Origin of the sequence: Pseudarthrobacter sp. NPDC058329 (assembly GCF_042879835.1) — a bacterium.
Classification (GTDB): domain Bacteria; phylum Actinomycetota; class Actinomycetes; order Actinomycetales; family Micrococcaceae; genus Arthrobacter.
Genome location: NZ_JBHVZR010000003.1, coordinates 202,030 through 227,615, shown reverse-complemented (window position 1 = coordinate 227,615; position 25,586 = coordinate 202,030). Strand labels below are relative to the sequence as shown.

Genomic DNA, 25,586 nt, shown 5'->3' with positions numbered 1-25,586 from the left:
TGGCATGATGCGGTTGGTAGCGAGTGACATTGACGGAACGATCCTTGGGCACGATGGAAAGATCAGTGACCGCACCGTCCGCGCCTTCCACGCCTGCAGGGATGCCGGCGTCGAACTCGTGTTTGTCACCGGCCGCCCGCCGCGCTGGCTGCACCCCCTGCAGGACCAGCTCGGCCATGCCGGCACTGTCATCTGCTCGAACGGTGCCGTGGTGTGGGACCTCGAGACTGAACAGCTGGTGTCCGCCCGCGCCTTGGCCATCGAATCGGTGCTGGAGATCCGCCGGGTCATCAAGGAGCTCCGGCCGGGCGCACTGTTTGCCGCGGAAACACTGACCGGCTTCCACCTCGAACCCGGCTTCATCGAAAACGAGTCCAGCGAACTGCTCTCTGAATTCACCCCGGCGCCACTGGCCGAAACGCTCACCGCGGATGACGCCGTCGTGAAGTTCCTGGCGATCGTCCGGGAGGGCACTCCGGACGACTTCCTGGCCGAGGTGCGGCCCGCCGTCGAGCACCTGGCCGCCGCCACACACTCCTCGCCCGGGGTGTCAATGCTGGAGCTGTGCCTCCCCGGCATCAACAAGGCAGTAACGCTCGCCGAATATGCCACCTCGCTGGGTATCGACGCCGCCGACGTTGTGGCGTTCGGAGACATGCCCAACGACATCGAGATGCTTCGCTGGGCAGGCCACGGCTATGCAATGGCCAGCGGCCACCCGGAGGCCATTCTCGCCGCCGGGCAGCAGGCGCCCCACTTTGACGACGACGGCGTGGCCCAGGTTCTGGAGGCCCGCCTGGCGTCACTGGGCGTCAAGCTTCCCTGAGCCCAACTCACAGCTGGCGCTCACCTTGCGTTCACTTCTGCTCCGTACGGTGGACGAGGGGAGCCAACACCTCCCCTTTACGGCTCAAGGGGTAACGATGGCAAAAAACGTCAAGCACGACGCTGTTGACATGCCGCTGCGCAGGGCAACTCCGGCGCCGCATTGGAAGCAGCTGCGCCAGGGCGACCGCGTCCGCGTGGTCTTCTCGCCCGGCTTCGAGGCCGGCGGCCTGGTGGACACCATCACCGGGGACCATACGGCAGTATGGATTAATCTTGACGGCGGCCGCGGCCGCACGCTGCTTCACTGCAGTGACGGCGTTGAGGTTTTTCCCGAGGAGATCTAAGGCGCCCCGTCTGATGGCCGCCGGATTGGCCTGGTCCTTCGGTACGCTCGCAGGGTGAGTTTGCCGTTCTTCAGCAGCCCTGGCGTTGCCGGTCCCCAGCCGCCTGTCGCCATGGCCCACCGCGGGTTTTCCCATGACGGCCTGGAGAATTCCATGGCCGCATTCCGCGCCGCCGTCGACCTCGGCTACCGGTACCTCGAAACCGACGTGCACACTACCGCAGACGGCGTGGTGCTCGTCTTCCACGACGACACCCTGGACCGGGTGACGGACGGGAGCGGGCGCATCTGCGACCTCACTGCCGCAGAGGTGTCCCGCGCCCGGATTGACAGCCGCGAGCCGATCCCGACCTTCGATGATTTGGTGACCGGGCTGCCCGGCGTCCGCCTGAACGTGGACGTCAAGGATTGGAGCTCGGTGCGGAGCCTCGCTGCTGCCATCGAACGTCATCAGGCACATTCCCGGGTGCTGGTCACCAGCTTCTCGGACCGGCGACGGCGGGCGGTGCTGAAGTTGCTGAGCCGCCCGGTGGCGTCGTCGGCCGGGGTTGTCTCCGCCGGCCTGTTCACCGTGCTCGGCCGGGCGCTCCCGGGCCCGGCCTTCCGGTGGCTCCTGCGCCGCATCCTGCATGACGTCCACGCGCTCCAGGTTCCCGTGCGGTACGGGGCGATCGAAGTGGTCACGCCGGGCTTTGTCCGCCGGGCCCACGCCCTGGGGCTGGTGGTCCACGTGTGGACGGTTAATGATCCCGCGGAGATGCGCCGCCTGTTGGAGCTCGGCGTGGACGGAATCGTGACCGACCGGGCGGACGTCCTCCGGGACGTGCTGCAGGAGCGCGGCGAGTGGCCGGATCCTGAGGGGTCCTAGCCGCGGCCCGTGCTGGTGGACGGGTCCTGGTCCCCCTCGGAAGGATCGGCGCGCAGTTCGTCCGGGTCGCCGTCGGGCAAGCCTGCTGGCCCCGGAACGTCGCGCGGAACCCCCTCCGTGCCGCCGGAGGGCGCAGAGGCGCCGCCGGTCAACCCGGTTGCGTTCGTCCCGCTGGCCTCCCCGTCCTCCCCGTCCTCGACGTCCCCGCCCAGGGGAGCTTCGGACACCGGGTCCGGCGCCGCTCCGGCCTTCAAGCCGGGAGCCTTCTGCTTCTCCGCTTCCATGGCGTTGGATCCCTCACTGAGGGAAGAGTGGACTTCCACGTCGTCATTGGGATCCGCGGGATCGGGAACATCCACATTCCCGGTGGGCTTGCTTGTTCCTGCCAGGTCCTCCATGGCGTTCTCTGCTGCCTTGCCGATGCTGTCGCCGATACCCATGTGACTGCTCCTTCTGACATTGCGTGCCCGTGCCCGGTGGAATTCCGGCACATTACCTCTCCAGAATTATCAGCATGCTTACAATTAGTCCAGAGCTGAGGTACCAGACCATGGCCGGCAGGAAGGACGAGCACAATGAGCAGCTACCATCCGGAAAATGACCCCGCGAACCCGGACCAGCCAGGCAAGAACCAGCCTGGGGCAAGCAAGCCTGGCGCCAGCCAGCCGGAGGCCAGCCAGCCGGGCACCAGCGACTCGGCTGATGGCCGGCAGGGCGGCCGCGACTCCGCCGGCTCAGCGAATCCGGACCCGGCGGCCGGCAACGTTACAGGGCTGGAGCCCGGCGGGGGAGTGCCTCCCGGAGAAACTCCCCCGGCCGAAGACCAGATGAGCGCCGACCAGGGCCACGACGAATAGCCTGTTCGCAGCGAACGCACGAAGCAGGAGAAGCCCGCCAGGTCCCGCAGGCTACGCCGCGTGGGTCCGCAGGTCAGGCGTGATCAGCGCGACTGACCTGCGGTCACCGGGGATCAGCAGGCGGGGAAATCCGAATGGACTGCTCCGGGCCGACGAGATGGCGCTTCAGCCCATCCAGATCGACGGTAGTGTTCCAGCTTGCCCAGTCCCTGGGCCGGACCGAGGGCCGGCCCAGCAGGTAGCCTTGGCCGGCACTGATCCCAAGCTCTGTCAGGACCTTAAGTTCGCCGGCCGTCTCGATGCCCTCTGCAACGAGGGTGGTGCCGATCTGCCCGGCGAAGTCCACCAAGCACGCAACCATGGCCCTTTGGATGCCGTCATTGTCCACGCCGCCGATGACGTCGCGGCTCACCTTCAGGAAGTCCGGCCGCAGGTGAACCATCCGGCTCAGCGCTCCGGCCCCCGAATGGGTGTCGTCCACCGCGATTCGCAGGCCCCTTTCACGCAGCGGGTTGATGGCGGAAACGAACTGCGCGTACTCCTCGTCGCTGATGGTTTCCGTCAGTTCAAGCACGATGCGGCTGATGGGAAGGTCAATGTGCTGGAACAGATCCGGAAGGCGTGGATCCAGGCATGACGTAGGCGAAATGTTGAGCGACACGTAGAGGTCCCGGGGAAGATCCCTGGCGGCGGCCGCGGCGGATCCGAGGGCTGAGAATTCCAGGTTCGCACCCAGGCCCACAGCCGCGGCCTCTGCGAACCAGAGTTCCGCGGCGGCGCCGTCGTCGCTGACGAAGCGGGAGAGTGCCTCGACTCCCACCACGGTTTGCGCAGCCAGCCCGTAAATGGGTTGGAACGCCGTCATCAGCATCTGGCTCTCGAGCAGCGCGCTGATGCGTGACATGCTGCGGATGGCGTCCACCTGCTCAGCGAGTTTTGGCGGGAGGGCCGCCGGTTGAAGGCGCATCTTCCGGGCGCTGTCCAGCGTTTCAACGGTGTTGGCGTCGCTGCGCCGCGTTTCCAGTAAGTACTCCAACAAAGCCCTTTCGGGCACGCCGGGGTTCTCATCGAGGCTGTTGCTAAGTCGCTGCCGGACGGCGGCTCCGGATGGATCCGGATCCGCCAAAACAGAGGCGATGATTCCCCAAGCCTGTACACGAACCGACATTAGCTACGCCCCCAGTTGACGAAGTAATGACCCAATGGCCCTATTTTGTTCAATTTCCAACCGCTTCTAAAGTCCCATGCTGCTGGCAGGCCGCTATTGCTCACGGCGACGAAAATCAGACCCAGCACGATGATCGTATATCGGGGAGGCGAAAAGCGCAGTAGTTTTCGCTTTACTGCTTCGCGCTTTCCGGCTGGGCCGCCAGCAGGTCGGGAACCTGCTCCGGCGGGACAGGCCTGCTGAAGTAATAGCCCTGGGCGCTGAGGCAGCCCAGGCCGCGGAGTATCTCAGCCTGTTTCGCCGTCTCCACGCCTTCCCAAACAGCCTCAAGGCCGCAGGCGCGGACAAGCTGCAAAACAGCTGCCACCAGGGCCGGCTGCGTTGGATCGGTACCAAGTCCGTTGATCAGGGAACGGTCCACCTTCACCCGGTCCACCGGCAACCGGCGCAGGTAGCTGATGGATGAGTAGCCAGTCCCGAAGTCATCAATCTCGATTCCCACACCAAGGCCGCGCAGCCCGCCCAGCGAGTAGCGGTCCAGCTCATTGCCCTTGACGATGGCCACTTCCGTCAGTTCCAGGACCACCTGCTCCGGCCGGACACGGGTTTCCTTGAGGACATTCCGCACGTCCTCGATGAACTGCAGGCTTTGCAGGTCGGTGGCGGAGATATTGATCCGCACGGAAAAATGGTTGTCCACCAGGGACCCGTCTATCCAGTCCTTAAGCTGGCGCACGGCCGTGCGAAGCACCCACAGGCCAAGCTCGGAGATCAGCCCGGCATCCTCGGCCAGTGGAATGAACTCATCGGGCATGATGAGCCCGCGCGTCGGGTGGTTCCAGCGGACCAGGGCCTCCACGCCTTCGATCCGGCCGGAACCGAGCTCCACGACGGGCTGGTAGTGCAGCGTCAGTCCGTCGCTCTTAATCGCAGCCCGAAGGTCCTCCACGAGCTGGCTGCGGAGCCTGCGGACCAGCAGGAGGCCCGGCTCGAACCGGTGGAGCCGGTTCTGGCCTTCGGCCTTAGAGGCGTACATGGCGACGTCGGCCTCCATCAGCATGTCCTCGGGGGTCTGACCGCCACCGCAGATACTTAGCCCGATGCTCGCGCCGCAGCGCACGCTTCGCCCCGGCAGCTCAATCGGTTCGCTCAGTGCCGCAAGGATGCGGTGCCCCACGATGGCCGCCTGGTCCGACGAGACCGCAGGCATAACGATCGCGAACTCGTCCCCACCGAGGCGTGCCACGACGTCGGTGGTCCGCACCGCGCCGCGGATCCGTTCCCCCACCGTGATCAGGACGTTGTCCCCGGCGGTATGGCCCAGGCTGTCGTTGATGCTCTTGAACGCGTCGAGGTCCAGCAGCAGGATGACGGGTCCTTCATCAGCTTCGTCATCGGCGATCGCGGCGCGCAAAGCCTCGATGAGCGCCGAGCGGTTGGCCAGGCCGGTCAGCGGGTCCTGCATGGCCATCTTTCGCATTTCCAGATGGGCCTCGTGCAGCAGCTGCGTGCGCACCTGCACCCGCTGTTCAAGTTCCTCGTAAATAATCTGCAGGTCCTCGGCCAGGAGGTTGGTGCCCATGATGATGGCGTCGAGCTCGTCACGGGCTTCGGACACCTCAATCCGGGAGCTCAGGTCTCCCGACGCCAGCCGGACTATGCCCTCCAGCAGCTGGGAGAGCCGGGGGTCGTTGTCAGCAAACATCGGTCCTCCTTCCCGTGCTCAGTTGGCCCGGTTGCGGCAGGAATCCAGCGGAAGGCTCACGGTGACCGTAGTGCCTGAGCCCAGGATGGATGCTACGTCAATGTGCCCGCCGTGGCGCGCCACGATGTCCTTGGTGATGGCCAGGCCCAGTCCGGTTCCGGGAATTGCCCCGGACATGGCGTTCGAGGCACGGTAGAAGCGGGTGAAGACGTGGTCGATTTCCTCGCTGGAGATGCCAATGCCGTTGTCCGCGACGCTGACAGTGGCCCACCTGGTGCCGTCTGCCGCCGCGTGCGACTCGCTGCCCACCTCGATGCGGCCACCGCTGGGCGTGAACTTGATGGCATTGGACACCAGGTTGGTGAACACCTGCTGCAGCTGTACCTCGTCCGCGAGGATTTCGGGATCCTCAGGGAGGGCGTCGACGGCGATGGTTACGTTCTGCAGTTGCGCCAGGGGGCGCAGCGCGCCGGCTACCAGGTCCAGGGTTTGGCCCAGTCGCACCGGAGTGAGATGCATGAGTTTGTCATCGAGGCCATTGCGGGAAACGCTGAGCATGTCTTCGATCAGCATCCGGAGCCGTTCCGTGTTCCGTACCACGATGTCCAGCATCTGGTGGACTTCGGGGGATACCGGCTGCGAGGTGCTCTCCTGGATCATATCCAGGTACGCCATGATGGACGTCAGCGGTGTCCTCAGCTCGTGGTTGACGGTGGCAAGGAAGTCTGTCTTCGCCTTGTCGAGCTGTTGGAGCTGTTTCACCACCTGCTGCTGGCTGCTGATCAGGTGGCTTTGAATCAGTCCGTGGGCGGCGTTTCCCGCCACGTGCTGGATCAGTCCAAGCTCGGCGCGGGACCATTGCCGCGGCTGGTCCAGCATCACAATCCAGATGATGCCCAGCGAGGAGCTTCCGTCGCCCATCGGCACGGCGAGCAGCGACGCCGCAGGGGCAAGGCGCGGTGGTCTGGATGCTTCATCTGCCCTTGAGTCCTCTTCGGAGCCGTCGAAGGAAAGCGTTTCGGCCGCTGCCCAGAGCATGTCGGCCGTGTGCCGGGCAGAGTCCTCATCCGGAAGCGCCTCAGCCGGGAGCTTTTTAAGCCCCGGTTTGGTCCACGTGGCGGTGATCGGAGGGACCCGCTCGTCCTCAAAAGTGGTGAGGCGGACGTGGTCCGCTTTGAACGTCCTGCCGAAGCCCTCCACTACCAGGCGGGCAATTTCCTGCGGGTCATTGGTGCCACGGACGGCCGCCGACACCAGGCGCAACTGCTCACGGAGACCTTCGGCTTCCTGCCGGGCCGCGGCACGCCGGGAAACCTGCCTGATGAGTGCCGTGGCCCGGTGCACCAGTTCTTTAGGCGGCACAGGTTTAGCTATGCAGTCGTGAATGCCGGGAGGCTGCATGGCCGCGAGTTCAGCAGGGCTGTCCAGGTCCACCATCACCAGGACGGGAGCTCCTGCTTCCACCGCAGAAAAGGAAGTGTCAACCACCAGCACCGATGGGTCGCCTGCCTCCAGCAGGGCGGCCAGCCCGCCCGCATCCCCTGCGGTACGTACCTCGTAGCCGGCATCGCGAAGAGCCTGCGCATTAACCGCCAGCCTTGCGCCGTCGGGGTCCGCCATCACAGCGGTCCGGGGCACAGCCGAGTCCCACGGCATGTCAGCCGTCACAATGCCCCCTTCGCTCCCAGTTGAGTACATTGTAGGGCGACGCAGGCTGGATGAACCCGTAGAAGTTGTACATCCGGCCAGAGTGACGAAAGAACAGCGGCGCGGATGGCCGCCGCACCGTGCAAGGGACTGCTGGCCGCCGGTCCGTGAAGTGCACCCTATATTTGATCCGTGTCCTCCCCAGCGAAATCAGTGCGCTCTGCCTGGCAGAAGTACCTGATGATCCCCAAACTTGTCCGCCTGTCCCGATCCGCACCCAAGGACAGGCCTGTGGCATGGGACAGGTACTGGGCAGGCATCAACGTGACCGGCACGGGTGGTGAGGTTCTTTGGGACTCCGGCCGGGACAACGAATTCCTCGGGTACAAGGAAGTGCTGGTGCGCCACCTGGACCCGGAGCTTCCCGTCATTGACGTGGGATGCGGACATGGCAGCTTCACCCGCTCACTCGCAGGCGTTTTCCCGGACGTGATCGGGGTGGATGTTTCACCCCACGCCATTAACCGCGCCCGGACTGAATCAGTGCCGGAACGCAACAGCGGGGGGCGGGTTCGCTACGAGGTGCGGGACATGACAGCGCCCGGAGCTGCAACGGGGCTGGCGGACGGACGCGGGGCCAACGTCTTCATCCGCGGTGTGTTCCACGTGCTTAGCACTGATGACCAAATGGCACTGGTGGACAACCTCTGGCTTCTGGCCGGCACGCGCGGGACCGTATTCCTTGCAGAAACCAACTTTCAGGGAAACCCTGTGGACTATGTCGCCCACCTGGGCGCAACCACCCGGGGAATCCCGGCGCCCCTCGAGCGGGCAATCCGCGAACTGCCCATGCCTGGCCACTTTGGCCCTGCCGAACGCGCCCGTGTCCTTCCCGAAGAAACCTGGGAACTCCTGGAGGACGGGGCCGCCGCCATCCAGACGAACCCGATGACGGACGTGGCCTCACAAAGCCTGATTCCCGGCTATTTTGCGGTGGCGCGGCCCAGATCCTAGCGGCACCCCGCCGGGCGGAGGTACAATCTCCATCCGCTCCGCGCCATGGCCCTGTCCCCTTGACAGGGAGGCGGGGCGGGATGCTACATGGTAAGTAGACTTACTAGTTGGCAATAGGGGAAAGGATGGCCGCCATGGCGCAGGAAAAAGGCAACAAAACCCGTGGGGCTGAAGCGGACCAGGTCGAAGAGGACCTCGGCGCGGGCCCGGATGATGGGAAGGTCCGCAAGGGACCGGAGTCATCCAAATCACTGAAGTATTCACAGGAGGTCACCTCAACGGAAGACGAGCCGGAGCGTGAGGGCAGGAGCCTGGTCACCACGCACCATGAAGTCATCAGGCAGTGGGCAGAGGAGCGCGACGGCGTTCCCGCCACGGTGGAGGGCACCGAACACGGAGACCACCTTGGAGTGCTGCGGATCGACTTTGGCGGGGAAAACGACAAGCTCCACCACGTCAGCTGGGAGGAATGGTTCGAAACCTTCGACTCCCGCCAGCTGAACTTCATCTACCAGGAACAGCGCAGCGACGGCCAACAATCCAATTTCTTCCGGCTGGAAAACCCCGGCCGGGAAGACGCCTAAGCCGCATTCGTCCTGCCGTATCCCCGCAAGACCAGCACCGGACCACCCGGCGCCGTCCCGTCGTCGGCAGGCGCAAACCAACAGGAACAACCATGCGCGAACTTATCCCTTCCGGTTCCCTCCGCGGAATGCTGTTGCCACCCACGTACGGCCGGCACGTCACGGACAACACCGCATTCACCGTCTTGTCCGTGGAGATCTGGGCCACTGGCCTGGTGGTCAACATCCAGATGGCGTCCGAGGACGGGCCGGAGCCCAGCATCATCCTCCAGGACCACTTCGGAACTGAGTATTCGCTGCGCAACTCCGCGAAACTGGGCTCCCGCAACCTGCAGGTCTTCACGCCCTCGGTACCGCCCGGAACCAGGAGCCTGACGGTCAGATCGGCCGACGACGCCGAAGCCCGGCCCGTGGTTACTTTCGCTGTCCCGCTCCTGGCGGTACAGGACGCCCCGGCCGCCTCGGACGATAACGGTTACCCCGCGCCGCCGGAACTACGCCGCCCCGCCTGACTACTCAAGGAGCCACCATGCAGGACACCACGGGTTTCAGCCCCGCCACGGCCATCGTCACCGGGTCAGACTCCGGAATCGGCAAGGCCGCGGCCGTTGCGCTGGCAAAAGCGGGTATGGATGTGGGCGTTACCTGGCATTCGGACAAGGCGGGCGCCGAAGCGACTGCCGGGGAAATCCGGAGCCTGGGACGCAAAGCCGTAGTCCGGCAGTTGGATACCACTGAGCTGCGGTCCGCTGGCAGTGTCATCGAGGAACTGGCCGAGGAGCTCGGCGGAGTGGACGTATTCGTCAATAATGCCGGTACCGGGGACGGGACCAAGTTCCTGGAGCTCGATGTTGATACCTGGATGCAGACCCTGGACACCAACCTCAATGGTGCGTTCGTCTGTCTGCAGGCTGCTGCGCGGCGCATGGTCCGTGCAGGAAGGGGAGGGCGGTTGATTGCGGTCACCAGCGTGCATGAATTCCAGCCGCGGGTAGGCTCGTCCGCCTACGATGCATCCAAGCATGGCCTGGGTGGCCTGATAAAGACGCTAGCCCTGGAACTGGGGGAGTATGGCATTACGGCCAACAGCGTAGCCCCCGGCGAGATAGCGACGCCCATGACCGGGCAGGAGGACGAGGATCCGACGGCGAAGGACAGGCCCGGGGTGCCACTGGGCAGGCCGGGCGACGCACGGGAAGTGGCCGCCGTGATCGCCTTCCTTGCTTCGCCGGCCTCCAGCTACGTCACCGGTGCTTCCTGGGCGGTGGACGGCGGGATGCTGCAGATGGGCCCGCAGGGTGGCTCGCACATTACCGGCCACGGGTGGCGTGAGGGGTAGGAGCTTCGAGCCAGCCTCCCCGGCAGCACAATGCCGTTCCGTATTACGGGATGGGCAAGCGCTTTCCCTTTACGTGCTGGCATGATGGAGCCCATGCGCATTCTTATTGCTCCGGATAAGTTCAAGGGTTCCCTAACAGCCGCTGAAGCCGCTGCCGCAATCGCGGAAGGCGCCCTGCGCGTTTACCCGGATGCCGTTGCCACGCAGTTTCCCATCGCTGACGGCGGCGAGGGCACCCTCGAAGCTGCCGTCGCCGCGGGCTACGAAGAGCGGATCAACGCGGTGGTTGGGCCCATCCTCGCCCCTGTCGGCGCCGCCTGGGCCATCCAAAAGCGCGACGGCGGCAAGGCCACCGCCGTTATAGAAACCGCCCAGGCCTCCGGCCTGGCAGAGATGGAACCCACCCCCGCGAACGCGCTCCGGGCCCACAGCTACGGCTGCGGCCAGCTGATCGCGGCTGCACTGGACGCCGGGGCAACAGAAATTGTGCTGGGGCTCGGCGGATCCGCAATGACCGACGGCGGCAGCGGCGCCCTGCGCGCCCTGGGACTGAAACCTCTGGACACAGCCGGGAACGTGGTGCCGCTTGGCGGCGGCTCCCTCGCTGACATCGTTGCGCTCGACTCCTCCGAGCTGGACCCCCGGCTGGCCGGCACCACCTTCCGCATCGCCGTCGACGTACGGAATCCGCTCTATGGAACACTGGGCGCCGCGCACGTCTTCTCCCCCCAAAAGGGCGCAGACGAGGAGGCCGTGGAACTGCTCGACGCCGGGCTCCGCAACTGGGCGTCGCTCCTGCGCGAAGCCACGGGCCGGGACGTCAACATCGAGGGGGCCGGCGCCGCCGGCGGCTTCCCGGCGTCGTTCCTCGCCTTTACCGATGCAGCACTGGAAGGCGGGTTCGCGCTGGTGGCGGGACTGACGGGCCTGGCCGGGCAGTTGGCCGAAAGTGACCTGGTGATCACCGGGGAAGGATCCATGGACCACCAGTCGCTGACCGGCAAAGCCCCGATCGCCCTCGCGGATGCCGCGCGGGAGCGCGGCATCCCGGTCATCGTGGTGGCCGGCAGGATCCTGGTGACTCCCGAGGACCTCGCCAGGCACGGAGTGGTGGCTGCCGCCCAGTTGCTGGACGTGGCGGCAAGTCCTGAGGACGCCGTGGCCAACGCTGCCAAGTACCTGGCCTGGGCAACAAGCCAGGTACTTGAAGGCGCCTAGATACGGCAGTGGCCGTCACCCGGCACCCAACAGCTAGACGATTGTCTTGTTGCGGCGGCGCTGCCAGACCAGGATCGCGATCAGTGCCGCCAGGACCACCGCGCCGATAACCCAGGGAGTGTAATCCAGCCGGGTGGACTCGTTCTCAGCCGATTCGCCCGTGCCTGGATTGGCCGGGCCGGTGGAAGCGGTATCCCCGGGTGAAGGCGTGGGGGATGCGGCCGACAGTACAACAGTGGTTGGCGCTGTGTTTGCGGCAGGGAAAGCGTGGGCGGCACCGGGCGAAAGTGCCGGTGAGGCAAAGAGCAGCAGGGCCACCAGGGCAGTTCTCAAGAAATTTTTCATGGGAGTTCTCCTGTCGTTGTCCGCGGCCGGGTGTCCGGCCGCGCGGCTGGTAAGGGGCAAACAGTTGTAGCTGGACAAAAGTGCGGCGACCGGCGCGGGGCCAGCTGAAGGGCCGGGCTTTCCGGCGGTGTGGGTGTTGCGGATTACCTGCTGGCCTCGGCGCGCCTGTTCAAGTGGATGGGCACGTAGACCAGCAGGACCACCATCACGGCCATCAGCGCTCCGCCGGCAGTGAGGCCGGCCGTGCGCCCCGCGGTCACGTCGAACACCAGGGCGGCGGTACCGGCACTCAGCAGCGCGATGCCGGCAAGGGTGATCTTGGCTATAGTGTCTCCACTGGAAACCAGGGTTTCCTTGAGCCGCTTCCGGAAGAGCCGCCGGTGGACGCTGACCGGCAAAAGGATGAACGCCGTGGTCAACGCAGCGATCACTACGTTGGTCAGGTAGAGCGCGACCTGGAAGTTGTCCAGGTCTTCGAACCGTTCCTGGAACGGCAGGGTCAGCAGGAAGCCGGCCAGGATCTGCACCCCCATTTGCAGCACCCGCATCTCCTGCAGGAGTTCCGCCCAGTTGCGGTCCAACTGTTCCTCGCGGGTCTCATTCCTGCCCGTTCGGCCGGTGTAATCCTCCACATCCGACATTGCCTCTCCTTTCTGCGCCGTACTGCCCTGGCTACCTTTCTACTACCCCTCAGGTAATCAGAAGCGAGGTCAACGTTGCGCCGCGGCCCACATTTGATAAGTTTACTGATTATTCGCGCGGAACGGTGGACTTTGCTCCTCCGGCCGGGATAGCTTCGAAGGGCCGGTGCACGGCGGAGCCCTCGGAAACCGACACGATGAGTAGGCGGACTATGAGCGACACGGAAAAGCAGACAGACCAGCCGAAGGATCCCCGGGGCGGCTACCACGCAGGTGGTTTCCCCGAGCAGGAGCAGAAGCAGCCGGGCCTGACCGCCCCCATGGAGCCCAAGCCGGACCACGGTGAACTCAGTTACGAGGGGCACGGGAAGCTGCAGGGCAAGGCAGCCCTCATCACCGGTGGCGACTCGGGAATCGGCAAGGCAGCCGCCATCGCTTTCGCCCGCGAGGGCGCCGACGTTGCAATCTCCTACCTTCCCGAGGAGGAAGAGGACGCCCAGGACACCGCCGATTGGATCCGAAAGACAGGCCAGCGGGCCCTCCTGTTCGCCGGAGATGGCCGCGAAGAGGAGTTCAGTACCCGCATTGCCGATGAAACGGCCGCGGAGTTCGGACGCCTTGACGTAGTGGTGCTCAACGCCGCCTACCAGAAGAACCGCGAGAGCCTGGAGTCACTGCCCACTGAGGAGTTCGACCGGGTCTTCAAAACCAACCTGTACTCGCTGCTGTGGACGGCCCGTGCGGCCGTGGCCCACCTGAATGCGGGGGCCTCGATCATCACCACGGCATCCATTCAGGCCTTCAACCCTTCGCCTGGCCTCATTGACTACGCCATGACCAAAGCCGCCCAGGTGGCCTTCACCAAAGCGCTCGCCCAGGAGCTTGGCCCTCAGGGAATCAGGGTCAACGCCGTGGCTCCCGGACCGATCTGGACCCCGCTGATCCCGGCCACCGAATGGCCGGACAAGCTGCCGAAGTTCGGCCAGGACACTCCGCTGGAGCGGGCGGGCCAGCCTGCCGAGCTTGCCGCGGCCTACGTGTTGCTGGCCTCGGAGGACGGATCCTACATTTCCGGGGCTGTGCTTCCGGTCACCGGCGGAAAGGGACTCTGAGCAGCCCGTACTTCAGCTTCCATTCACCCCACAACAGGAGGAACCATGACGCAGGAAAACCAGCACGCCCAGCCGGAATCGGATCCCGGCGGATACGGCACCCCCACCGCTGAACAGGAACTGGGAGGAGCCCGAGGCTCCGGGACCGGCTCGGCCGCAGGCAACACGGACGGAGTGGACACAAATGAGCCGCAATCCGGAACCGGCGGGGACCCCGTGCCCAGGGACGGGGACCTTCCGTCCGCCGAAGCGGAACTGGATGAGACGAACGACGACTCCCAGGGCTCTGCCCCGATGTCCTCGGAGCCCGGGCAGGAAGCGGCCGGGATTCCGGACGGCAGCGGCAGCGACCTGCCCCAGGAAAAGTCACCGAACGACGACGGCGGCGAGAGCTTCGACGCCGGGTAACGGATTGGGTGCCGCTCCCTGAGGAAAGGACCTTTTTGTTCGAGGCCTCCGGATACTGCCCCTGTGTGGCAGCAGCCGGAGGCCTTCGCTGTCCCGGGCATACATCCAAGGTGATGTGGGTACAGAACACGACGAACCCACCATCAATGCCGAAGCAGGCGCGAGGAGGTCCGCTGTGAGCAGGAGATCGTCGGAACAGTGGGCGCGGGGTGTTGAGGTGCCGGCCAGCGTGGCGGTGGATGTGCTGATTCCCACCTGCAACCGCCCTGCAGAGCTGGCTGTGACCTTGAGCGGCCTGGCCGGGCAGGGCGAGCCAACCTTTAGGGTGGTTGTCAGCGACCAGTCCAATGACGTCCCCGGCTGGGACCATCCCGCGGCGGCAGCCATGATCCGCGTCCTCGAAGCCCAAGGACGTCCCGTCATGCTGCTCCGCCACCTGCCACGACGCGGACTGGCGGAGCACCGGCAGTTCCTGCTGGATCAATCGACGGCGGGTAAGTGCCTCTTCCTTGATGACGATATCTGGCTGGAACCGGGAGCCCTGGAACGCCTCAGCCGGGCACTCGACGAGCTCGACTGCGGCTTTGTGGGGATGGCTCCGCAAGGCTTGTCCTACCTCGATGACCGGCGGCCGGAGCAGACCGCCGTTTTTGAAGCGTGGGACGGTCCCGTGACCGCCGAGCGCATCCGGCCCGGCGCGCCCGGGTTTGATCGCTGGCAGCTTCATAACGCCGCCAATCTCAGCCACGTCAGCGCTGATCTTTCCCTGGCGCCGGGGGAGTGGGTTCCTTACCGCGTGGCCTGGCTCGGGGGCTGCGTGATGTACCGGCGTGAGGCCCTGAACAGCGCAGGCGGCTTTGCCTTCTGGCCGAGCCTTCCGGCTGACCATGCCGGCGAGGACGTGGTGGCCCAATGGCAGGTCATGGAACGGTACGGCGCCGCCGGCATCCTTCCCTCGGGTGCCGTCCATCTGGAGTCCCCCACCACGGTGACGGACCGTCGGGTGGAGGCGTACGACGTCGTACTCAGCGCAAATGCGCAGGCGTACGCAGGGAACGCCGCGGCCGCAGATTAGGGAGGCAACCCCGCTGCCCCCTCCCCTGCGCACGGTGCGGGACGTATCCTTAGAACCAGGTTTTGCAGAGGGCCGCAAGTGCTTCAACCAAGGCGTGCAACATGGCCGCTGGACCCACGGAACAGGTTGGCTGGGGACCGCTTCCGCTGCCCCCGGAGCCGGTATTCGACAGCAAGGACGTCGAAAACTATCTCTGGGAGGTCACCCGTGAGTTTATGACGGACATCCAGGGCGAACCCCGCGGTATCGGGTGGGCGGCCACCCTTTTCCGCCTGGGGAAGGCCCGCACCCTGGCTGCGAGCACTGAGCGGGCGCGCGAGGCGGACCGGGAGCAATGTTCCTTCGCTGACGGACCGGTCATCGAAGCGCTGCGCAGCGGCGAGTTCGTGTTGCTTTCCGACGTCGGCCGCGACCGGCGCTGGCCCGGGTACGCGAGTGCCGCCGCCGGCCATGGTGTCCAGTCCCTCCTGTCAGTGCCCATTGTGTCCGAGGGCGGGACGAGCGCAGCCATCAACCTATACGCCTCTTCGCCCCATGCGTTTAGCAGCGATGACCTCCTCAGGAGCCGCATCTATGTGCAGCAGGTTGCCCGCGGACTGCGCGTAGTAGTCAGGGTGGCCGAGCGCGCAGAAGCAACGGCAGGTCTCGCCGTCGCCCAGAGTTCGCTGGTCCTGGTGGATCTGGCGGTGCGCAGCCTCATGGATGAGTACGGCCTCAGCAGGGAAGGCGCCCTGCGGTTCCTGCAGAGGGAGGCCTCGCACCATGAACTGGGCCTGCGGGATGCGGCCCTGAAGGTTGTTGCCCCTGTTCCCCGCCGGGATCCTTCCGCACCCCGGCGGGACCTGGCCGATGACCTGGAGGATTTCCGCCTGATGGCCCCAGCGGAACTGGACCAGCCGCTCGAGGCGGTTGCTGCCCCGGAAACCTACCTTTCCACGACGACGACGACGACGAAGGGACGGCCGGCATGACCATCGAAGAGCAGGAGACCAACCCGACTCGACCGCCGGTGGAACGGCACCCGTGGCACCGCTTCGTAGCACTCGGCGACTCCTACACCGAGGGAATCGGCGATCCGGAACCACGCAGCATTGGCGGGTTCCGGGGCTGGGCTGACCGTGCCGCCGAGGAACTCAGCTACGGCCAGAGCGACTTCGCCTACGCCAACCTTGCCGTGCGGGGGATGGTGCTCCAGGAAATCCTGGACCGGCAGCTCGAGCCGGCACTTGCCCTCAAGCCGGACCTGACCGCAATGTCCGGCGGCGGAAACGACGTAGTTTTCCACCGGGGCGACCCGGACAAGCTGGCCGAAAAGATGGATTCGGCGGTGGGCCTGTTGGCCGGGACCGGCGGCACTGTCCTGCTGTTCGCGGCGCCGGACTGGGGCAATACACCGGTGCTCGGCCAGACCAGGGGAAGGCTGGCCATCTTCAACGAGCACCTTCACAGGATTGGCATGCGCCACCATGCTGTGATGGTGGACCTGTGGTGCCTGCCGGCGCTCCACGACGCCCGGATGTGGGACCGGGACCGGCTGCACCTTTCACCGTTGGGCCACCACGCAGTGGCTGTCGCCACCCTTGACGCACTGGGAGTGCCGCATTCGCTCAAGACCCTGCAGCCGCGGCCTGTTTTATCCCATGGCTGGAAGCAGGCCAGGGCGGATGATTTGGTGTGGGCGCGGCAGTACCTTTTCCCTTGGGTGCTTGCGCGGTTGAGGCCCCATCCCGTGGAGTCCTTGGCGGCGAAACGGCCGCAACCGGGTCCGGTCTTTGGCCTGGGCCGCCCGGGTCCGTTCCCGCCCGACCACCCTGCCGGAACAGACCTGCCGGACCCGGCGGGACACCCCGCGGCGGAGGGGAACTTCAGGCACCTGGGCACCGCCGCACCTGAGGACGCGGAGGCAGAGGGCGAAGTGGCTTAGCTGACCGGTTGCTAGCGCTTTTTGGGTGTCCGCTTGGCTGCTGCGTTCATGGCCGCCTTGGCCGCAGGCGGCAGTCCGGCCTGCTCGGCTTCGGGCTCTGCCACGGTGCCTCGTGCCTTCGCGATGGCCTTCATGCCGTGGTAGATCATCAGCGCCGCGGCGGAACCCAGCGCGATGCCCGTGAATTTGAGGTCGCCTATGGTCCAGGTGTAGTCCGCGATGCCGATGATCAGGGCCACAGCTGCGGTGGTCAGGTTCACCGGATTCGAGAAGTTCACCTTGTTCTGGACCCAGATCTTCACGCCCAGGATGCCGATCATGCCGTACAGCATGGTGGCGGCACCGCCCAGCACTCCCGGCGGGACGGTGGCAATGAGTTCGCCGAACTTCGGGGAGAAGCTCAGCAGGATGGCGAAGACGCCTGCCACCCAGTAGGCCGCCGTCGAATAGACCTTGGTAGCTGCCATGACGCCGATGTTCTCGGCGTAGGTGGTGGTGCCGGAACCGCCGCCGAAGCCGGCCAGGACAGTGGCAGCACCGTCGGCCATCAGCGCGCGTCCGGAGACGCCGTCGAGGTTCTGGCCGGTCATTGCGGCAACGGACTTCACGTGGCCGATGTTCTCGGCCACCAGCACCAGCACCACGGGGACGAACAGGCCCAGGACGCCCACATGGAACTCGGGGGTCTGGAACTGGGGGAGGCCCACCCAGGCTGCGGCGTCCATCTTTTCGTAGCTCACCTCGCCGCGCAGCATGGCCACGAGGTAGCCAACCACCACGCCAACGAGGATGCTGAGGCGGCCCAGGATGCCGCGGAAGAGGACGCTGACCAGGATGACGGTGGCCAGCGTGATGACGGCGGTGACAGGGGCGGCGTCGAAGTTGCTCTTTGCGGCGGGGGCGAGGTTGAGACCGATCAGCGCCACGATGGCACCGGTGACGATAGGCGGCATCAGCCGGTTGATCCAGCCCGCGCCGAACTTCTGGACAATGGCGCCCACCAGCGCCAGAGCGGCACCGGCCAGCACCACGCCGCCAAGCGCCCCGGGCACGCCGAACTGCTGCTGGGACGCCATGATGGGCGCGATGAATGCGAAGCTTGAGCCGAGGTAGCTGGGCACTTGGCCCCTGGTAATCACCAGGAAAAGGAGCGTGCCGATGCCGGAGAAGAACAGCGTGGTGGCGGGCGGCATGCCGGTGATGATGGGCACCAGGAACGTGGCGCCGAACATGGCCACCACGTGCTGCATGCCCACGCCAATGGTCAGCGGCCAGGCAAGCCGCTCATCCGGGGCCACCACGTGGCCGGGTTTGATGGACTTGCCGGTGCCGTGCAGCTTCCATTTGATTCCGAGCATGCTCATGGGCGGAGCCTTTCAAAAGGGGTGCCTCGGAGGGCAAAGATCAACTTGCTCCAGAATACCGCCGACTTTGTGGCCCGGTCCGCTGTGTTTGAGGTCACGGGCCGTCACGGGAAGAGGAATCGGCTACTTGAAGTTGCAAGTATGGAGAGACAACAAGGCCACCCCACGCAGCGGGAGGCGCAGCGAAAGGTAAGCCAATGACCATTGCCCACGAAGAAGCAGTAATCGACTCGGCCGCCGTCGATGCCATTTTCGCGCAGGCCCGCACCGCCAATTCTTTCACCGGTGAGGTAACCGAAGAGCAGGCGCAGGCCATTTATGAGCTCACCAAGTTTGGCCCCACGGCGTTCAACTCGCAGCCGCTGCGCGTCACCTACGTCCGCTCCGATGAAGCCCGCGCCACGCTCGTTGGCACCCTCTCCAACGGAAATAAGGCCAAGACCGCCTCGGCCCCGCTGGTGGCCGTCCTCAGCTACGACACCGACTGGGCCGAACAGTGGGACGCCTTCCTCCCCGGCTACAACGCTCCGAAGGCCATGTACGACGCCAACCCGGAACTGGCTGCCGCCACGGGCAACAACAACGCCCACCTGCAGGCCGGCTACTTCATCCTGGCCGTCCGCTCGCTCGGCTTCGCGGCCGGCCCCATGACCGGAGCCGATTTCGCTGCCATCGACGCCGCGTTCTTCCCCGAGGGTGACCAAAAAAGCTTCCTGGTGGTCAACATCGGCCAGCCCGCCGAGGACGCCTGGGGCGACGCCAAGCCCAAGTTCTCCTACGCGGATGTCGTCCGCACCGTCTAGGACGCTCTCTCACTTCCTGCCCGGTTTTCCCCAACGCTCTCTCACCCGTTGAGGGAGCGTTGGCCGTTAAAGCGCATTAAGTGAGAGAGCGTCTGAGGGGTGGGCTGGCTGTTGGGGTGGGGCGGGCTTTTGGGGCAGTGGCAGACTGTGGCTATGCGGAATCTCATCCTGGTGGCCTTCGTGGAGCCCGTGTCGGACGGGCTGGTTTTCCTGCGCACGCAGTGGCCCCTGCACATCACGCTGGTGAGGTTCGACGTCGACAGTGACACTGCTGCCGAACAGGTCGCCGCGGTTTCCGCACCCCACGCCGGGGCGGCCCTTGGCGCGAATCTCACCGTCGGGGAGTACGCGGGGTTCGGCCGGAACGGCTCTGTGCCCGTCAGCCTCATCCAGCCACAGAAGGACCTGCAGGTGCTGCACGAGCAGCTGGTGGCCGCAGTGGAGGGCCTCGGCGCAAGAGTCCTGACGCCGGCCCACACGATGGCCGGTTACCGGCCCCACGTGTCGCACCACGGTGACAAACGGCCGAACCCGGGCGACGGCGTCGTGCTTGACCGGATCGCGCTGGTGGACATGGCGCCGGACGGTGACCGAACCGTCCGGCGTGTCCTGCGGCTGTGGACCCGGGCCCGAACCGCTTAGGCGATCACGCCGTCCACAAGGGCCTTGGCTTCCGCCTGCACCTGCTTGAGGTGGTCCTCGCCCTTGAATGACTCGGCGTAGATCTTGTAGACGTCCTCGGTGCCGGACGGGCGGGCAGCGAACCACGCATTCTCAGTGACTACCTTGAGTCCGCCGATCGAGGCGCCGTTCCCGGGTGCTTCCGTGAGCTTGGAGATGATCGTTTCGCCGGCCAGTTCCGTTGCCGTGACGTCCGACGGCGACAGCTTGCCGAGTGCCGACTTCTGCTCCCGCGTGGCCGCAGCGTCAATGCGTGCGTAAACGGGCGCGCCGAACTGGTCCGTCAGGCCCTTGTAGAGCTGGGACGGGGACTTGCCGGTGACGGCAGTGATTTCGGAGGCGAGCAAGGCCAGCAGGATGCCGTCCTTGTCAGTGGTCCAGACGCTGCCGTCCTTTTTGTTGAAGGATGCGCCGGCCGACTCCTCGCCGCCGAACGCGCCCTCGCCGGAGAGCAGCCCGGGAACGAACCACTTGAAGCCGACCGGAACCTCCACCAGCTTGCGGCCCAGGCTCTCTGCCACGCGGTCGATGATGGAGGAGGACACCAGGGTCTTGCCCACCACGGATTCGGGGTTCCAGCCGCTGCGGTTGCGGTACAGGTAATCGATGGCGACGGCGAGGTAGTGGTTCGGGTTCATCAGCCCGCCCACCCCGTCAACAACGGGCGTGACGATGCCGTGGCGGTCCGCGTCGGCGTCGTTGCCTGTGGCGATATCGAACGCTGGCCGGCCGGAAGATGACGCGTCCGCCATGCGCTGGATCAGGGAAGCCATGGCGGCGGGGGAGGAACAGTCCATGCGGATCTTCTCGTCCCAGTCCAGGGTCATAAACGCCCACTGCGGATCAACGGTGGGGTTGACCACGGTGAGGTCCAGGTGGTGGCGTTCGCCGATTTCGCTCCAGTAGTCCACGGCGGCACCGCCCATGGGGTCCGCGCCGATGCGGACTCCGGCGTCGCGGATGGCGTCCAGGTTCAGGACGGAGGGGAGGTCGTCCACATAGCTGCTGAGGAAGTCGAATTTGCCGGTGCTGTCGGCGGCCAGCGCGTCAGCAAGGGGGATGCGCTTGACCCCGCGCAGGCCGTTCTCGAGGAGCTCGTTGGCGCGGTTGGCGATCCAGCCGGTGGCATCGGAATCGGCGGGTCCGCCGTGCGGAGGGTTGTACTTGAAGCCGCCGTCGGCCGGCGGGTTGTGGCTGGGGGTGACCACGATGCCGTCAGCCTGGGGAGCGCCGCTGCCGGCGTTCCGGTTGTAGGTGAGGATGGCGTGGCTCAAAGCGGGGGTGGGGGTGTAGCCGTGCCGGGCGTCGATGAGGACCTGGACACCGTTGGCAGCAAGCACCTCAAGTGCTGAGTTCTGCGCCGGCTCGCTCAGCGCGTGGGTGTCCTTGGCCAGGAACAGCGGACCCGTGATGCCCTGTCCCGCCCGGTACTCCACGATGGCCTGGGTGATGGCCACGATGTGCTTTTCGTTGAATGACGCCTTGAGGCTGGAGCCGCGGTGCCCGGAGGTGCCGAACGCCACGCGCTGGCCGGGATCACCGAGATCCGGGGTGATGTCGTAATACGCGTCAAGGAGCGCAGTGATGTCAACAAGGTCCTGGGGTTGGGCAACTGTACCCGCGCGGCTAGCCATGGCTACAGCATGCCAGACCCGGGCCGCAGTCAAAACGACCCGTCCATAATCCGGCCACTTTGTCCCGCCCTGTGACGGAACATCGTCATCAAACAAGTAGCCCAACTGAGTACCGGCCCGGGAAAGTACTTATATACCGGCACCTTTGCGCCCTGTTACTTTCGAAAAGTCGGACGGAATGTCCGTATGCAAAGGGCGACGGCGGGCTGCCGCCGTCGGTATTCAGTGCGGAAAGCAGGGACGGCCATGGGGGCAGGGGACGGGGCGGCGGAGCAGTCAAGGCTGGCTGCGGAACGGGTCGCGCGGCTCAAGCGCCGGCTCGACCAGGCTGAGCGCTCCACCAAAGCCTGGGACGACGGCGCCGTCGGCCACCAGGTGGTCGCGGAGAAGCTCAGTGAGCTGGTGCCGCGTGGCTGGTACGTGCTGCACGACGTCCACTGGCCCGGCCGGCCCAAAGCCAACCTGGACCATGTCCTGGTGGGACCCGGCGGCGTGGTGGTGGTGGACGCCAAAAACTGGACCGGCGAAGTCCGCGTCTCCTCCGGCGTGCTGTGGCAGGGCCGCTACGCCCGTACCCAGGCCGTGGAAGGGGCGCTCGCCCAATGCGCCGCCGTCGCCTCCGTGATGGCCCCGCCGCACCGCCGGCTGGTGCGGTCCCTGATTTGTATGGCGTCGCAACCGGATCTTTTTGGTGTGACGAACGCCGACGTGCCCGTGGCCGGGGCCGAGCGCGTGGTGGGAGCTATTGAAGCCCTGCCGCCGGTGCTGGACCAGCAGGCCGTGGCGGGTCTTTACGCACAGCTCGGCCAGCAGCTCACGCATGAGCAGGAACCGGGCATTACGGCGTTCCGCAATGTGCGGCCGGGCACGGTTGTGCGGCCGGCCGGTGCGCGCCCAGCGCCCTCGACTACCGGCGAAGAGCCGCGTCCCATCACACCCCGGCCGGCACCTGCCCGACCAGCACCTGCCCGTTCCATGCCTCCCCATTCCGCGCCTCCCCGTTCCAAGGTCCGGGGTAACGTGCCGAAGACGGTGTCGGGCGGGCGGAACCCGGAGGCCCGGCAGCACGGCGCAACGGGTGCGGGAACTCTCGCCCTCCTGGCCGTGTTCGTTATGTTCGCCGTCTACGTACTGCCTTACTGGGGGCTGTAGACCTGCCGCCGGCGGTAGGCTGGAGGGCAAGACACCCAGGGGGAAAACGTGACTGACCAGCCCGCCCACCGGCCTGAATACGAACGGCCTGACGGCAGTGCGCCGTCGGGCTTTGAACCGCCGCGCGCCGCACCACCCAGCCACCTTGGCGCGCCCTACGGCCAGCCGCCGAGTCCGTACAACCAGCCACCAAGTCCCTACGGCCAGCCGCCGAGTCCGTACAACCACACCGGGGTTCCCTACGGACAGCCCGGGTACTACGGTGTGCCCGAGCCGAAGACACTCAGTATCGCGAGCATGGTGTGCGGCATCGCCTCAGTGATCATGGGCTGGATTCTGCTCCCCCAGATCGCGGCGATCATTACCGGCCATCTGGCGCTCAAGCGCGAGCCGTCGGGCAAGGGCATGTCCATCACCGGCCTGGTGCTGGGGTACCTCTGCCTGCTGGGCTACGCCGCGTTCTGGCTGTTACTCATCATCGGGCTCGCGGTTGCCCGCAGCACCACCGGTACCACGCCCACCTTCTAAGCCGGCAGCCGACGGCGGCCCGGGCTGATGCGCCCGTGCCGCCGTCGTGCCTCCATTCGTTAGTCCCGGCGGGCGCTTCGCTGCCTGGCTGCCTGTCGCGGGGCTCCTAGCGGAGCAGTTCCACATCCGAGACGAGCTCGATGTGGGACAGCATAGCCTCCGCTGCCCCTTCCGCGTCCTGCGCCCGGATGGCCTCGGCGATCTTGCGGTGCGAGGCGAGGGACTGCTCGGGCCTGCCGGGCTGCCCGAGGGATTCCATCCGCGTTTCCAGGATCATCTCGGCAATAAACGCCATCAACTGCGCCAGCACTGCGGAGTGGGCTGCCGCCGTGATGGCCTGGTGGAACAGTTCGTCGCCATGGGCGCCGCGGTCCCCGCCGTCGATCTCCCGGGCCATGACCTGAAGGGCCTCGTCGATTGCCTTCAGGTCGGCGTCCGTGCGCCGGGCGGCGGCGAGCGCGGCAAGCTTGACCTCCAGGGTGCTGCGGGCCTCCACGATCTCCGGGAGCCGGCTCCGGTGCTCGCGCAGCCCTTTGACCACCGACGCTACGCTGGGCCGCCGCGCCAGTACGGCTCCCGTTCCGTGCTGCACGTCGATGACCCCGAGCACCTCGAGGGCCACCAGGGCCTGGGCGAGGGTGGCCCGTGAAACACCTAGGCGCTCGGCCAGGTCCCGTTCGGCCGGCAGGAGATCACCCGGCCGCATCTTGGCCGATTCGATGTAGGCGAGGATCTGCTCGACCAGCTGTTCGTAGAGGCGCGGGCGCGTCACCCGCTCCAGTCCAAGCCGTGCTGTCTTCTCCACTAAAGCCCTCGCTAAGTCGTCGGTCCATTCAGGATACAGGGCAGGTCCTATTGACAGATAGACCCACTCTCTAGGAGGCTAGTCCAGTGAGCCAGTAACCCACGTCACATTTTTCTATTCGGAGGACCAACGATGTCCGCTCCTGTTTTGTCGATCATCATCCTGGCGGCGATGTTTTTGCTCGCCACCGTTCTGCCCCTGAACATGGGCGCCCTGGCCTTCGTTGGCGCCTTCCTGCTCGGCACAGTGGTGCTGGGCATGTCCACCACTGAAATCCTCGCCAACTTTCCCGGCGGCCTCTTCCTGACCATCGTCGGAGTCACCTACCTCTTCGCCATTGCGCAGAACAACGGCACGGTGGACCTGCTGGTACGAGGTGCCGTGAACCTGGTAGGAAGCCGCGTAGCACTGATTCCGTGGGTGATGTTCGCTATCACTGCGGTCATTACTGCCGTCGGAGCCCTGTCGCCGGCCGCCGTCGCCATCATCGCCCCCATCGCGCTCAGCTTCGCCGGGAAGTACAAGATCAATCCCTTGCTGATGGGCATGATGGTGATCCACGGTGCGCAGGCGGGCGGCTTTTCGCCCATTGCCGTCTACGGCGTCACGGTTAATGGCATCCTCGCTAAAACCGACCTGAACTTCAGCCCCACGGCCCTGTTCCTGTCCAGCCTCGTCTTCAACGTCATCATCGCCGTCGTGCTTTTTGTTGTCCTGGGCGGGCGGGGATTGCTCTCCTCCCGGGTGAGCCACTTCGTGGAGCAGGCGGCAGAGGCGCGGATGGCTGTCAGCGTGGGGGGCAAGGCCGGCTCGGACGTGCCTTTCAAGGGCTTCGGCTCCGGGATGTACGGTCCCCGGGACCCGGCGGGCGACGGCGTCGCAGCCACCAAGGAGCGCTCCGAACGCATCCCGCAGCTGGTGACCATCGCCGGCCTGATCGCACTGGCCGTGATCGCCCTCGGGTTCAAGGTGGACGTGGGATTTGTGTCCATCACCATCGCCATCGTCCTCGCACTGGTTTCACCGGCAGCCCAGAAGGGCGCCATTAACAAGATCAGCTGGTCCACGGTGCTGCTGATCTGCGGCATGCTCACCTTTGTCGGCGTGCTGGAGGAAGCCGGAACCATCGAATTTGTGTCCAATGGCGTGGCCGGCATGGGCCTGCCGCTTGTCGCGGCACTCCTGATTTGCTACATCGGCGCGGTGGTCTCTGCTTTCGCCTCGTCCACGGCCATCCTCGCGGCACTGATTCCGCTTGCGGTGCCGTTCCTCTCTACAGGTGAAATTGGGGCCGTCGGTGTGATCTGCGCCCTGGCTGTGGCTGCCACCATCGTGGACGTTTCCCCCTTCTCCACCAACGGCGCGCTGGTACTCGCAAATGCACCGGAGGGTGTGGACAAGGACAAGTTCTACAAGCAGATCCTGGGCTACAGCGGCATCGTGATCGTGGTCGGACCCGTCCTGGCCTGGCTGGCGCTTGTTGTCCCCGGATGGCTTTAGCGCACCGGACCGCCCCACACTTCCCCGCCTGTTTGAGAAAAGG

General features: G+C 65.8%; 28 protein-coding genes. 19 read left to right on the top strand and 9 right to left on the bottom strand.

What is annotated here, in order from left to right:
• The first annotated feature begins 7 nt into the window (after positions 1-7).
• From ACFVYC_RS07165 to ACFVYC_RS07155, 3 genes are all read left to right on the top strand, one after another.
• Entirely contained in the window at positions 8-826 is an 819-nt protein-coding gene (locus ACFVYC_RS07165; RefSeq protein WP_387548432.1) for an HAD family hydrolase, read from the top strand.
• A 97-nt stretch (positions 827-923) separates the two neighbouring features.
• Positions 924-1,172 (top strand): hypothetical protein, encoded by a 249-nt coding sequence (locus ACFVYC_RS07160; protein WP_387548430.1) that lies wholly within the window; start codon positions 924-926, stop codon positions 1,170-1,172.
• A 54-nt stretch (positions 1,173-1,226) separates the two neighbouring features.
• The gene (locus ACFVYC_RS07155) at positions 1,227-2,039 is read left to right on the top strand and encodes a glycerophosphodiester phosphodiesterase (RefSeq protein ID WP_387548428.1); all 813 of its coding nucleotides are present in this window, start codon (positions 1,227-1,229) and stop codon (positions 2,037-2,039) included.
• Here ACFVYC_RS07155 and ACFVYC_RS07150 read toward each other — a convergent pair.
• Complete coding sequence (locus ACFVYC_RS07150; RefSeq protein WP_387548425.1) at positions 2,036-2,479, bottom strand: hypothetical protein; 444 nt, start codon at positions 2,477-2,479, stop codon at positions 2,036-2,038. The genes ACFVYC_RS07155 and ACFVYC_RS07150 overlap by 4 nt on opposite strands.
• 135 nt (positions 2,480-2,614) lie before the next feature.
• Between ACFVYC_RS07150 and ACFVYC_RS07145 the strand changes: the two genes are divergently transcribed.
• The gene (locus tag ACFVYC_RS07145) at positions 2,615-2,896 is read left to right on the top strand and encodes a DUF6480 family protein (RefSeq protein ID WP_387548422.1); all 282 of its coding nucleotides are present in this window, start codon (positions 2,615-2,617) and stop codon (positions 2,894-2,896) included.
• Positions 2,897-2,999: 103 nt separating this feature from the next.
• On the opposite strand, the gene ACFVYC_RS07140 is transcribed toward ACFVYC_RS07145, so the two are convergent.
• The 3 genes from ACFVYC_RS07140 to ACFVYC_RS07130 form a co-directional block, all read right to left on the bottom strand.
• Entirely contained in the window at positions 3,000-4,064 is a 1,065-nt protein-coding gene (locus tag ACFVYC_RS07140; RefSeq protein WP_387548419.1) for an EAL domain-containing protein, read from the bottom strand.
• Between the two features lie 172 nt (positions 4,065-4,236).
• A complete protein-coding gene (locus tag ACFVYC_RS07135) occupies positions 4,237-5,769 on the bottom strand; it encodes a putative bifunctional diguanylate cyclase/phosphodiesterase (protein ID WP_387548416.1) in 1,533 nt (510 codons plus the stop codon).
• Positions 5,770-5,787: 18 nt separating this feature from the next.
• A complete protein-coding gene (locus ACFVYC_RS07130) occupies positions 5,788-7,425 on the bottom strand; it encodes an ATP-binding protein (protein WP_387548569.1) in 1,638 nt (545 codons plus the stop codon).
• 231 nt (positions 7,426-7,656) lie between these two features.
• On the opposite strand from ACFVYC_RS07130, the gene ACFVYC_RS07125 reads away from it, so the two are divergent.
• The 5 genes from ACFVYC_RS07125 (at position 7,657) to ACFVYC_RS07105 (ending at position 11,571) form a co-directional block, all read left to right on the top strand.
• The gene (locus tag ACFVYC_RS07125) at positions 7,657-8,430 is read left to right on the top strand and encodes a class I SAM-dependent methyltransferase (protein ID WP_387548567.1); all 774 of its coding nucleotides are present in this window, start codon (positions 7,657-7,659) and stop codon (positions 8,428-8,430) included.
• A 134-nt stretch (positions 8,431-8,564) separates the two neighbouring features.
• Positions 8,565-9,014 carry a hypothetical protein gene (locus ACFVYC_RS07120; protein ID WP_387548414.1) on the top strand — a complete coding sequence of 150 codons (450 nt, stop codon included), beginning with the start codon at positions 8,565-8,567 and terminating at the stop codon, positions 9,012-9,014.
• A 92-nt stretch (positions 9,015-9,106) separates the two neighbouring features.
• On the top strand, positions 9,107-9,526 hold the full coding sequence (locus tag ACFVYC_RS07115) for a hypothetical protein (RefSeq protein ID WP_387548411.1): 420 nt from the start codon (positions 9,107-9,109) through the stop codon (positions 9,524-9,526).
• Positions 9,527-9,543: 17 nt separating this feature from the next.
• Entirely contained in the window at positions 9,544-10,353 is an 810-nt protein-coding gene (locus ACFVYC_RS07110) for an SDR family oxidoreductase (protein ID WP_387548408.1), read from the top strand.
• Positions 10,354-10,446: 93 nt separating this feature from the next.
• Positions 10,447-11,571 (top strand): glycerate kinase, encoded by a 1,125-nt coding sequence (locus ACFVYC_RS07105; protein WP_387548406.1) that lies wholly within the window; start codon positions 10,447-10,449, stop codon positions 11,569-11,571.
• A 33-nt stretch (positions 11,572-11,604) separates the two neighbouring features.
• Here the strand turns inward: ACFVYC_RS07105 and ACFVYC_RS07100 are convergent, their stop codons facing one another.
• Together ACFVYC_RS07100 and ACFVYC_RS07095 are read right to left on the bottom strand one after the other, a co-directional pair.
• Entirely contained in the window at positions 11,605-11,916 is a 312-nt protein-coding gene (locus ACFVYC_RS07100; protein ID WP_387548404.1) for a LuxR family transcriptional regulator, read from the bottom strand.
• A gap of 143 nt (positions 11,917-12,059) precedes the next feature.
• Positions 12,060-12,557 (bottom strand): DUF6328 family protein, encoded by a 498-nt coding sequence (locus ACFVYC_RS07095; RefSeq protein WP_387548402.1) that lies wholly within the window; start codon positions 12,555-12,557, stop codon positions 12,060-12,062.
• 212 nt (positions 12,558-12,769) lie between these two features.
• On the opposite strand from ACFVYC_RS07095, the gene ACFVYC_RS07090 reads away from it, so the two are divergent.
• The 5 genes from ACFVYC_RS07090 to ACFVYC_RS07070 all read left to right on the top strand — a co-directional run bounded on the left by ACFVYC_RS07090 (position 12,770) and on the right by ACFVYC_RS07070 (position 17,076).
• On the top strand, positions 12,770-13,669 hold the full coding sequence (locus tag ACFVYC_RS07090; protein ID WP_387548400.1) for an SDR family oxidoreductase: 900 nt from the start codon (positions 12,770-12,772) through the stop codon (positions 13,667-13,669).
• Positions 13,670-13,714: 45 nt separating this feature from the next.
• On the top strand, positions 13,715-14,077 hold the full coding sequence (locus ACFVYC_RS07085) for a hypothetical protein (protein WP_387548397.1): 363 nt from the start codon (positions 13,715-13,717) through the stop codon (positions 14,075-14,077).
• Between the two features lie 115 nt (positions 14,078-14,192).
• A complete protein-coding gene (locus ACFVYC_RS07080) occupies positions 14,193-15,152 on the top strand; it encodes a glycosyltransferase family A protein (RefSeq protein ID WP_387548394.1) in 960 nt (319 codons plus the stop codon).
• A gap of 101 nt (positions 15,153-15,253) precedes the next feature.
• Positions 15,254-16,123: a GAF domain-containing protein gene (locus ACFVYC_RS07075; RefSeq protein WP_387548391.1), complete on the top strand. Its 870-nt coding sequence runs from the start codon at positions 15,254-15,256 to the stop codon at positions 16,121-16,123.
• On the top strand, positions 16,120-17,076 hold the full coding sequence (locus ACFVYC_RS07070) for an SGNH/GDSL hydrolase family protein (protein WP_387548388.1): 957 nt from the start codon (positions 16,120-16,122) through the stop codon (positions 17,074-17,076). The genes ACFVYC_RS07075 and ACFVYC_RS07070 overlap by 4 nt, the downstream gene beginning before the upstream one ends.
• An 11-nt stretch (positions 17,077-17,087) precedes the next feature.
• Here the strand turns inward: ACFVYC_RS07070 and ACFVYC_RS07065 are convergent, their stop codons facing one another.
• Positions 17,088-18,440, bottom strand: a complete 1,353-nt coding sequence (locus tag ACFVYC_RS07065; protein ID WP_387548386.1) for a uracil-xanthine permease family protein — start codon at positions 18,438-18,440, stop codon at positions 17,088-17,090.
• Between the two features lie 197 nt (positions 18,441-18,637).
• Between ACFVYC_RS07065 and ACFVYC_RS07060 the strand changes: the two genes are divergently transcribed.
• Positions 18,638-19,243: a malonic semialdehyde reductase gene (locus ACFVYC_RS07060; RefSeq protein ID WP_387548383.1), complete on the top strand. Its 606-nt coding sequence runs from the start codon at positions 18,638-18,640 to the stop codon at positions 19,241-19,243.
• Positions 19,244-19,396: 153 nt separating this feature from the next.
• Complete coding sequence (locus tag ACFVYC_RS07055) at positions 19,397-19,885, top strand: 2'-5' RNA ligase family protein (RefSeq protein WP_387548380.1); 489 nt, start codon at positions 19,397-19,399, stop codon at positions 19,883-19,885.
• Here ACFVYC_RS07055 and pgm read toward each other — a convergent pair.
• Positions 19,882-21,558, bottom strand: coding sequence for a phosphoglucomutase (alpha-D-glucose-1,6-bisphosphate-dependent) (gene pgm, locus ACFVYC_RS07050; RefSeq protein ID WP_387548377.1), 1,677 nt, complete (start codon positions 21,556-21,558; stop codon positions 19,882-19,884). The genes ACFVYC_RS07055 and pgm overlap by 4 nt on opposite strands.
• A gap of 246 nt (positions 21,559-21,804) precedes the next feature.
• On the opposite strand from pgm, the gene ACFVYC_RS07045 reads away from it, so the two are divergent.
• Both ACFVYC_RS07045 and ACFVYC_RS07040 read left to right on the top strand, forming a co-directional pair.
• On the top strand, positions 21,805-22,710 hold the full coding sequence (locus ACFVYC_RS07045; protein WP_387548374.1) for a nuclease-related domain-containing protein: 906 nt from the start codon (positions 21,805-21,807) through the stop codon (positions 22,708-22,710).
• Between the two features lie 48 nt (positions 22,711-22,758).
• Entirely contained in the window at positions 22,759-23,238 is a 480-nt protein-coding gene (locus ACFVYC_RS07040) for a DUF4190 domain-containing protein (protein WP_387548372.1), read from the top strand.
• A gap of 106 nt (positions 23,239-23,344) precedes the next feature.
• On the opposite strand, the gene ACFVYC_RS07035 is transcribed toward ACFVYC_RS07040, so the two are convergent.
• Positions 23,345-24,043: a FadR/GntR family transcriptional regulator gene (locus ACFVYC_RS07035; RefSeq protein WP_387548369.1), complete on the bottom strand. Its 699-nt coding sequence runs from the start codon at positions 24,041-24,043 to the stop codon at positions 23,345-23,347.
• Between the two features lie 132 nt (positions 24,044-24,175).
• On the opposite strand from ACFVYC_RS07035, the gene ACFVYC_RS07030 reads away from it, so the two are divergent.
• On the top strand, positions 24,176-25,543 hold the full coding sequence (locus tag ACFVYC_RS07030) for an SLC13 family permease (RefSeq protein WP_387548366.1): 1,368 nt from the start codon (positions 24,176-24,178) through the stop codon (positions 25,541-25,543).
• Positions 25,544-25,586 lie beyond the last annotated feature (43 nt).

Excerpts from the sequence above, each read along its gene's own strand:
- ACFVYC_RS07055 (WP_387548380.1), top strand. The coding sequence starts at position 19,397 with ATGCGGAATCTCATCCTGGTGGCCTTCGTGGAGCCCGTGTCGGACGGG.
- ACFVYC_RS07105 (WP_387548406.1), top strand. The coding sequence starts at position 10,447 with ATGCGCATTCTTATTGCTCCGGATAAGTTCAAGGGTTCCCTAACAGCC.
- ACFVYC_RS07135 (WP_387548416.1), bottom strand. The coding sequence starts at position 5,769 with ATGTTTGCTGACAACGACCCCCGGCTCTCCCAGCTGCTGGAGGGCATA.
- ACFVYC_RS07075 (WP_387548391.1), top strand. The coding sequence starts at position 15,254 with ATGGCCGCTGGACCCACGGAACAGGTTGGCTGGGGACCGCTTCCGCTG.
- ACFVYC_RS07065 (WP_387548386.1), bottom strand. The coding sequence starts at position 18,440 with ATGAGCATGCTCGGAATCAAATGGAAGCTGCACGGCACCGGCAAGTCC.
- ACFVYC_RS07130 (WP_387548569.1), bottom strand. The coding sequence starts at position 7,425 with ATGCCGTGGGACTCGGCTGTGCCCCGGACCGCTGTGATGGCGGACCCC.
- ACFVYC_RS07160 (WP_387548430.1), top strand. The coding sequence starts at position 924 with ATGGCAAAAAACGTCAAGCACGACGCTGTTGACATGCCGCTGCGCAGG.
- ACFVYC_RS07070 (WP_387548388.1), top strand. The coding sequence starts at position 16,120 with ATGACCATCGAAGAGCAGGAGACCAACCCGACTCGACCGCCGGTGGAA.
- pgm (WP_387548377.1), bottom strand. The coding sequence starts at position 21,558 with ATGGCTAGCCGCGCGGGTACAGTTGCCCAACCCCAGGACCTTGTTGAC.
- ACFVYC_RS07110 (WP_387548408.1), top strand. The coding sequence starts at position 9,544 with ATGCAGGACACCACGGGTTTCAGCCCCGCCACGGCCATCGTCACCGGG.
- ACFVYC_RS07060 (WP_387548383.1), top strand. The coding sequence starts at position 18,638 with ATGACCATTGCCCACGAAGAAGCAGTAATCGACTCGGCCGCCGTCGAT.
- ACFVYC_RS07145 (WP_387548422.1), top strand. The coding sequence starts at position 2,615 with ATGAGCAGCTACCATCCGGAAAATGACCCCGCGAACCCGGACCAGCCA.
- ACFVYC_RS07150 (WP_387548425.1), bottom strand. The coding sequence starts at position 2,479 with ATGGGTATCGGCGACAGCATCGGCAAGGCAGCAGAGAACGCCATGGAG.
- ACFVYC_RS07095 (WP_387548402.1), bottom strand. The coding sequence starts at position 12,557 with ATGTCGGATGTGGAGGATTACACCGGCCGAACGGGCAGGAATGAGACC.
- ACFVYC_RS07030 (WP_387548366.1), top strand. The coding sequence starts at position 24,176 with ATGTCCGCTCCTGTTTTGTCGATCATCATCCTGGCGGCGATGTTTTTG.
- ACFVYC_RS07165 (WP_387548432.1), top strand. The coding sequence starts at position 8 with ATGCGGTTGGTAGCGAGTGACATTGACGGAACGATCCTTGGGCACGAT.
- ACFVYC_RS07140 (WP_387548419.1), bottom strand. The coding sequence starts at position 4,064 with ATGTCGGTTCGTGTACAGGCTTGGGGAATCATCGCCTCTGTTTTGGCG.
- ACFVYC_RS07090 (WP_387548400.1), top strand. The coding sequence starts at position 12,770 with ATGAGCGACACGGAAAAGCAGACAGACCAGCCGAAGGATCCCCGGGGC.
- ACFVYC_RS07045 (WP_387548374.1), top strand. The coding sequence starts at position 21,805 with ATGGGGGCAGGGGACGGGGCGGCGGAGCAGTCAAGGCTGGCTGCGGAA.
- ACFVYC_RS07100 (WP_387548404.1), bottom strand. The coding sequence starts at position 11,916 with ATGAAAAATTTCTTGAGAACTGCCCTGGTGGCCCTGCTGCTCTTTGCC.
- ACFVYC_RS07120 (WP_387548414.1), top strand. The coding sequence starts at position 8,565 with ATGGCGCAGGAAAAAGGCAACAAAACCCGTGGGGCTGAAGCGGACCAG.
- ACFVYC_RS07085 (WP_387548397.1), top strand. The coding sequence starts at position 13,715 with ATGACGCAGGAAAACCAGCACGCCCAGCCGGAATCGGATCCCGGCGGA.
- ACFVYC_RS07115 (WP_387548411.1), top strand. The coding sequence starts at position 9,107 with ATGCGCGAACTTATCCCTTCCGGTTCCCTCCGCGGAATGCTGTTGCCA.
- ACFVYC_RS07125 (WP_387548567.1), top strand. The coding sequence starts at position 7,657 with ATGATCCCCAAACTTGTCCGCCTGTCCCGATCCGCACCCAAGGACAGG.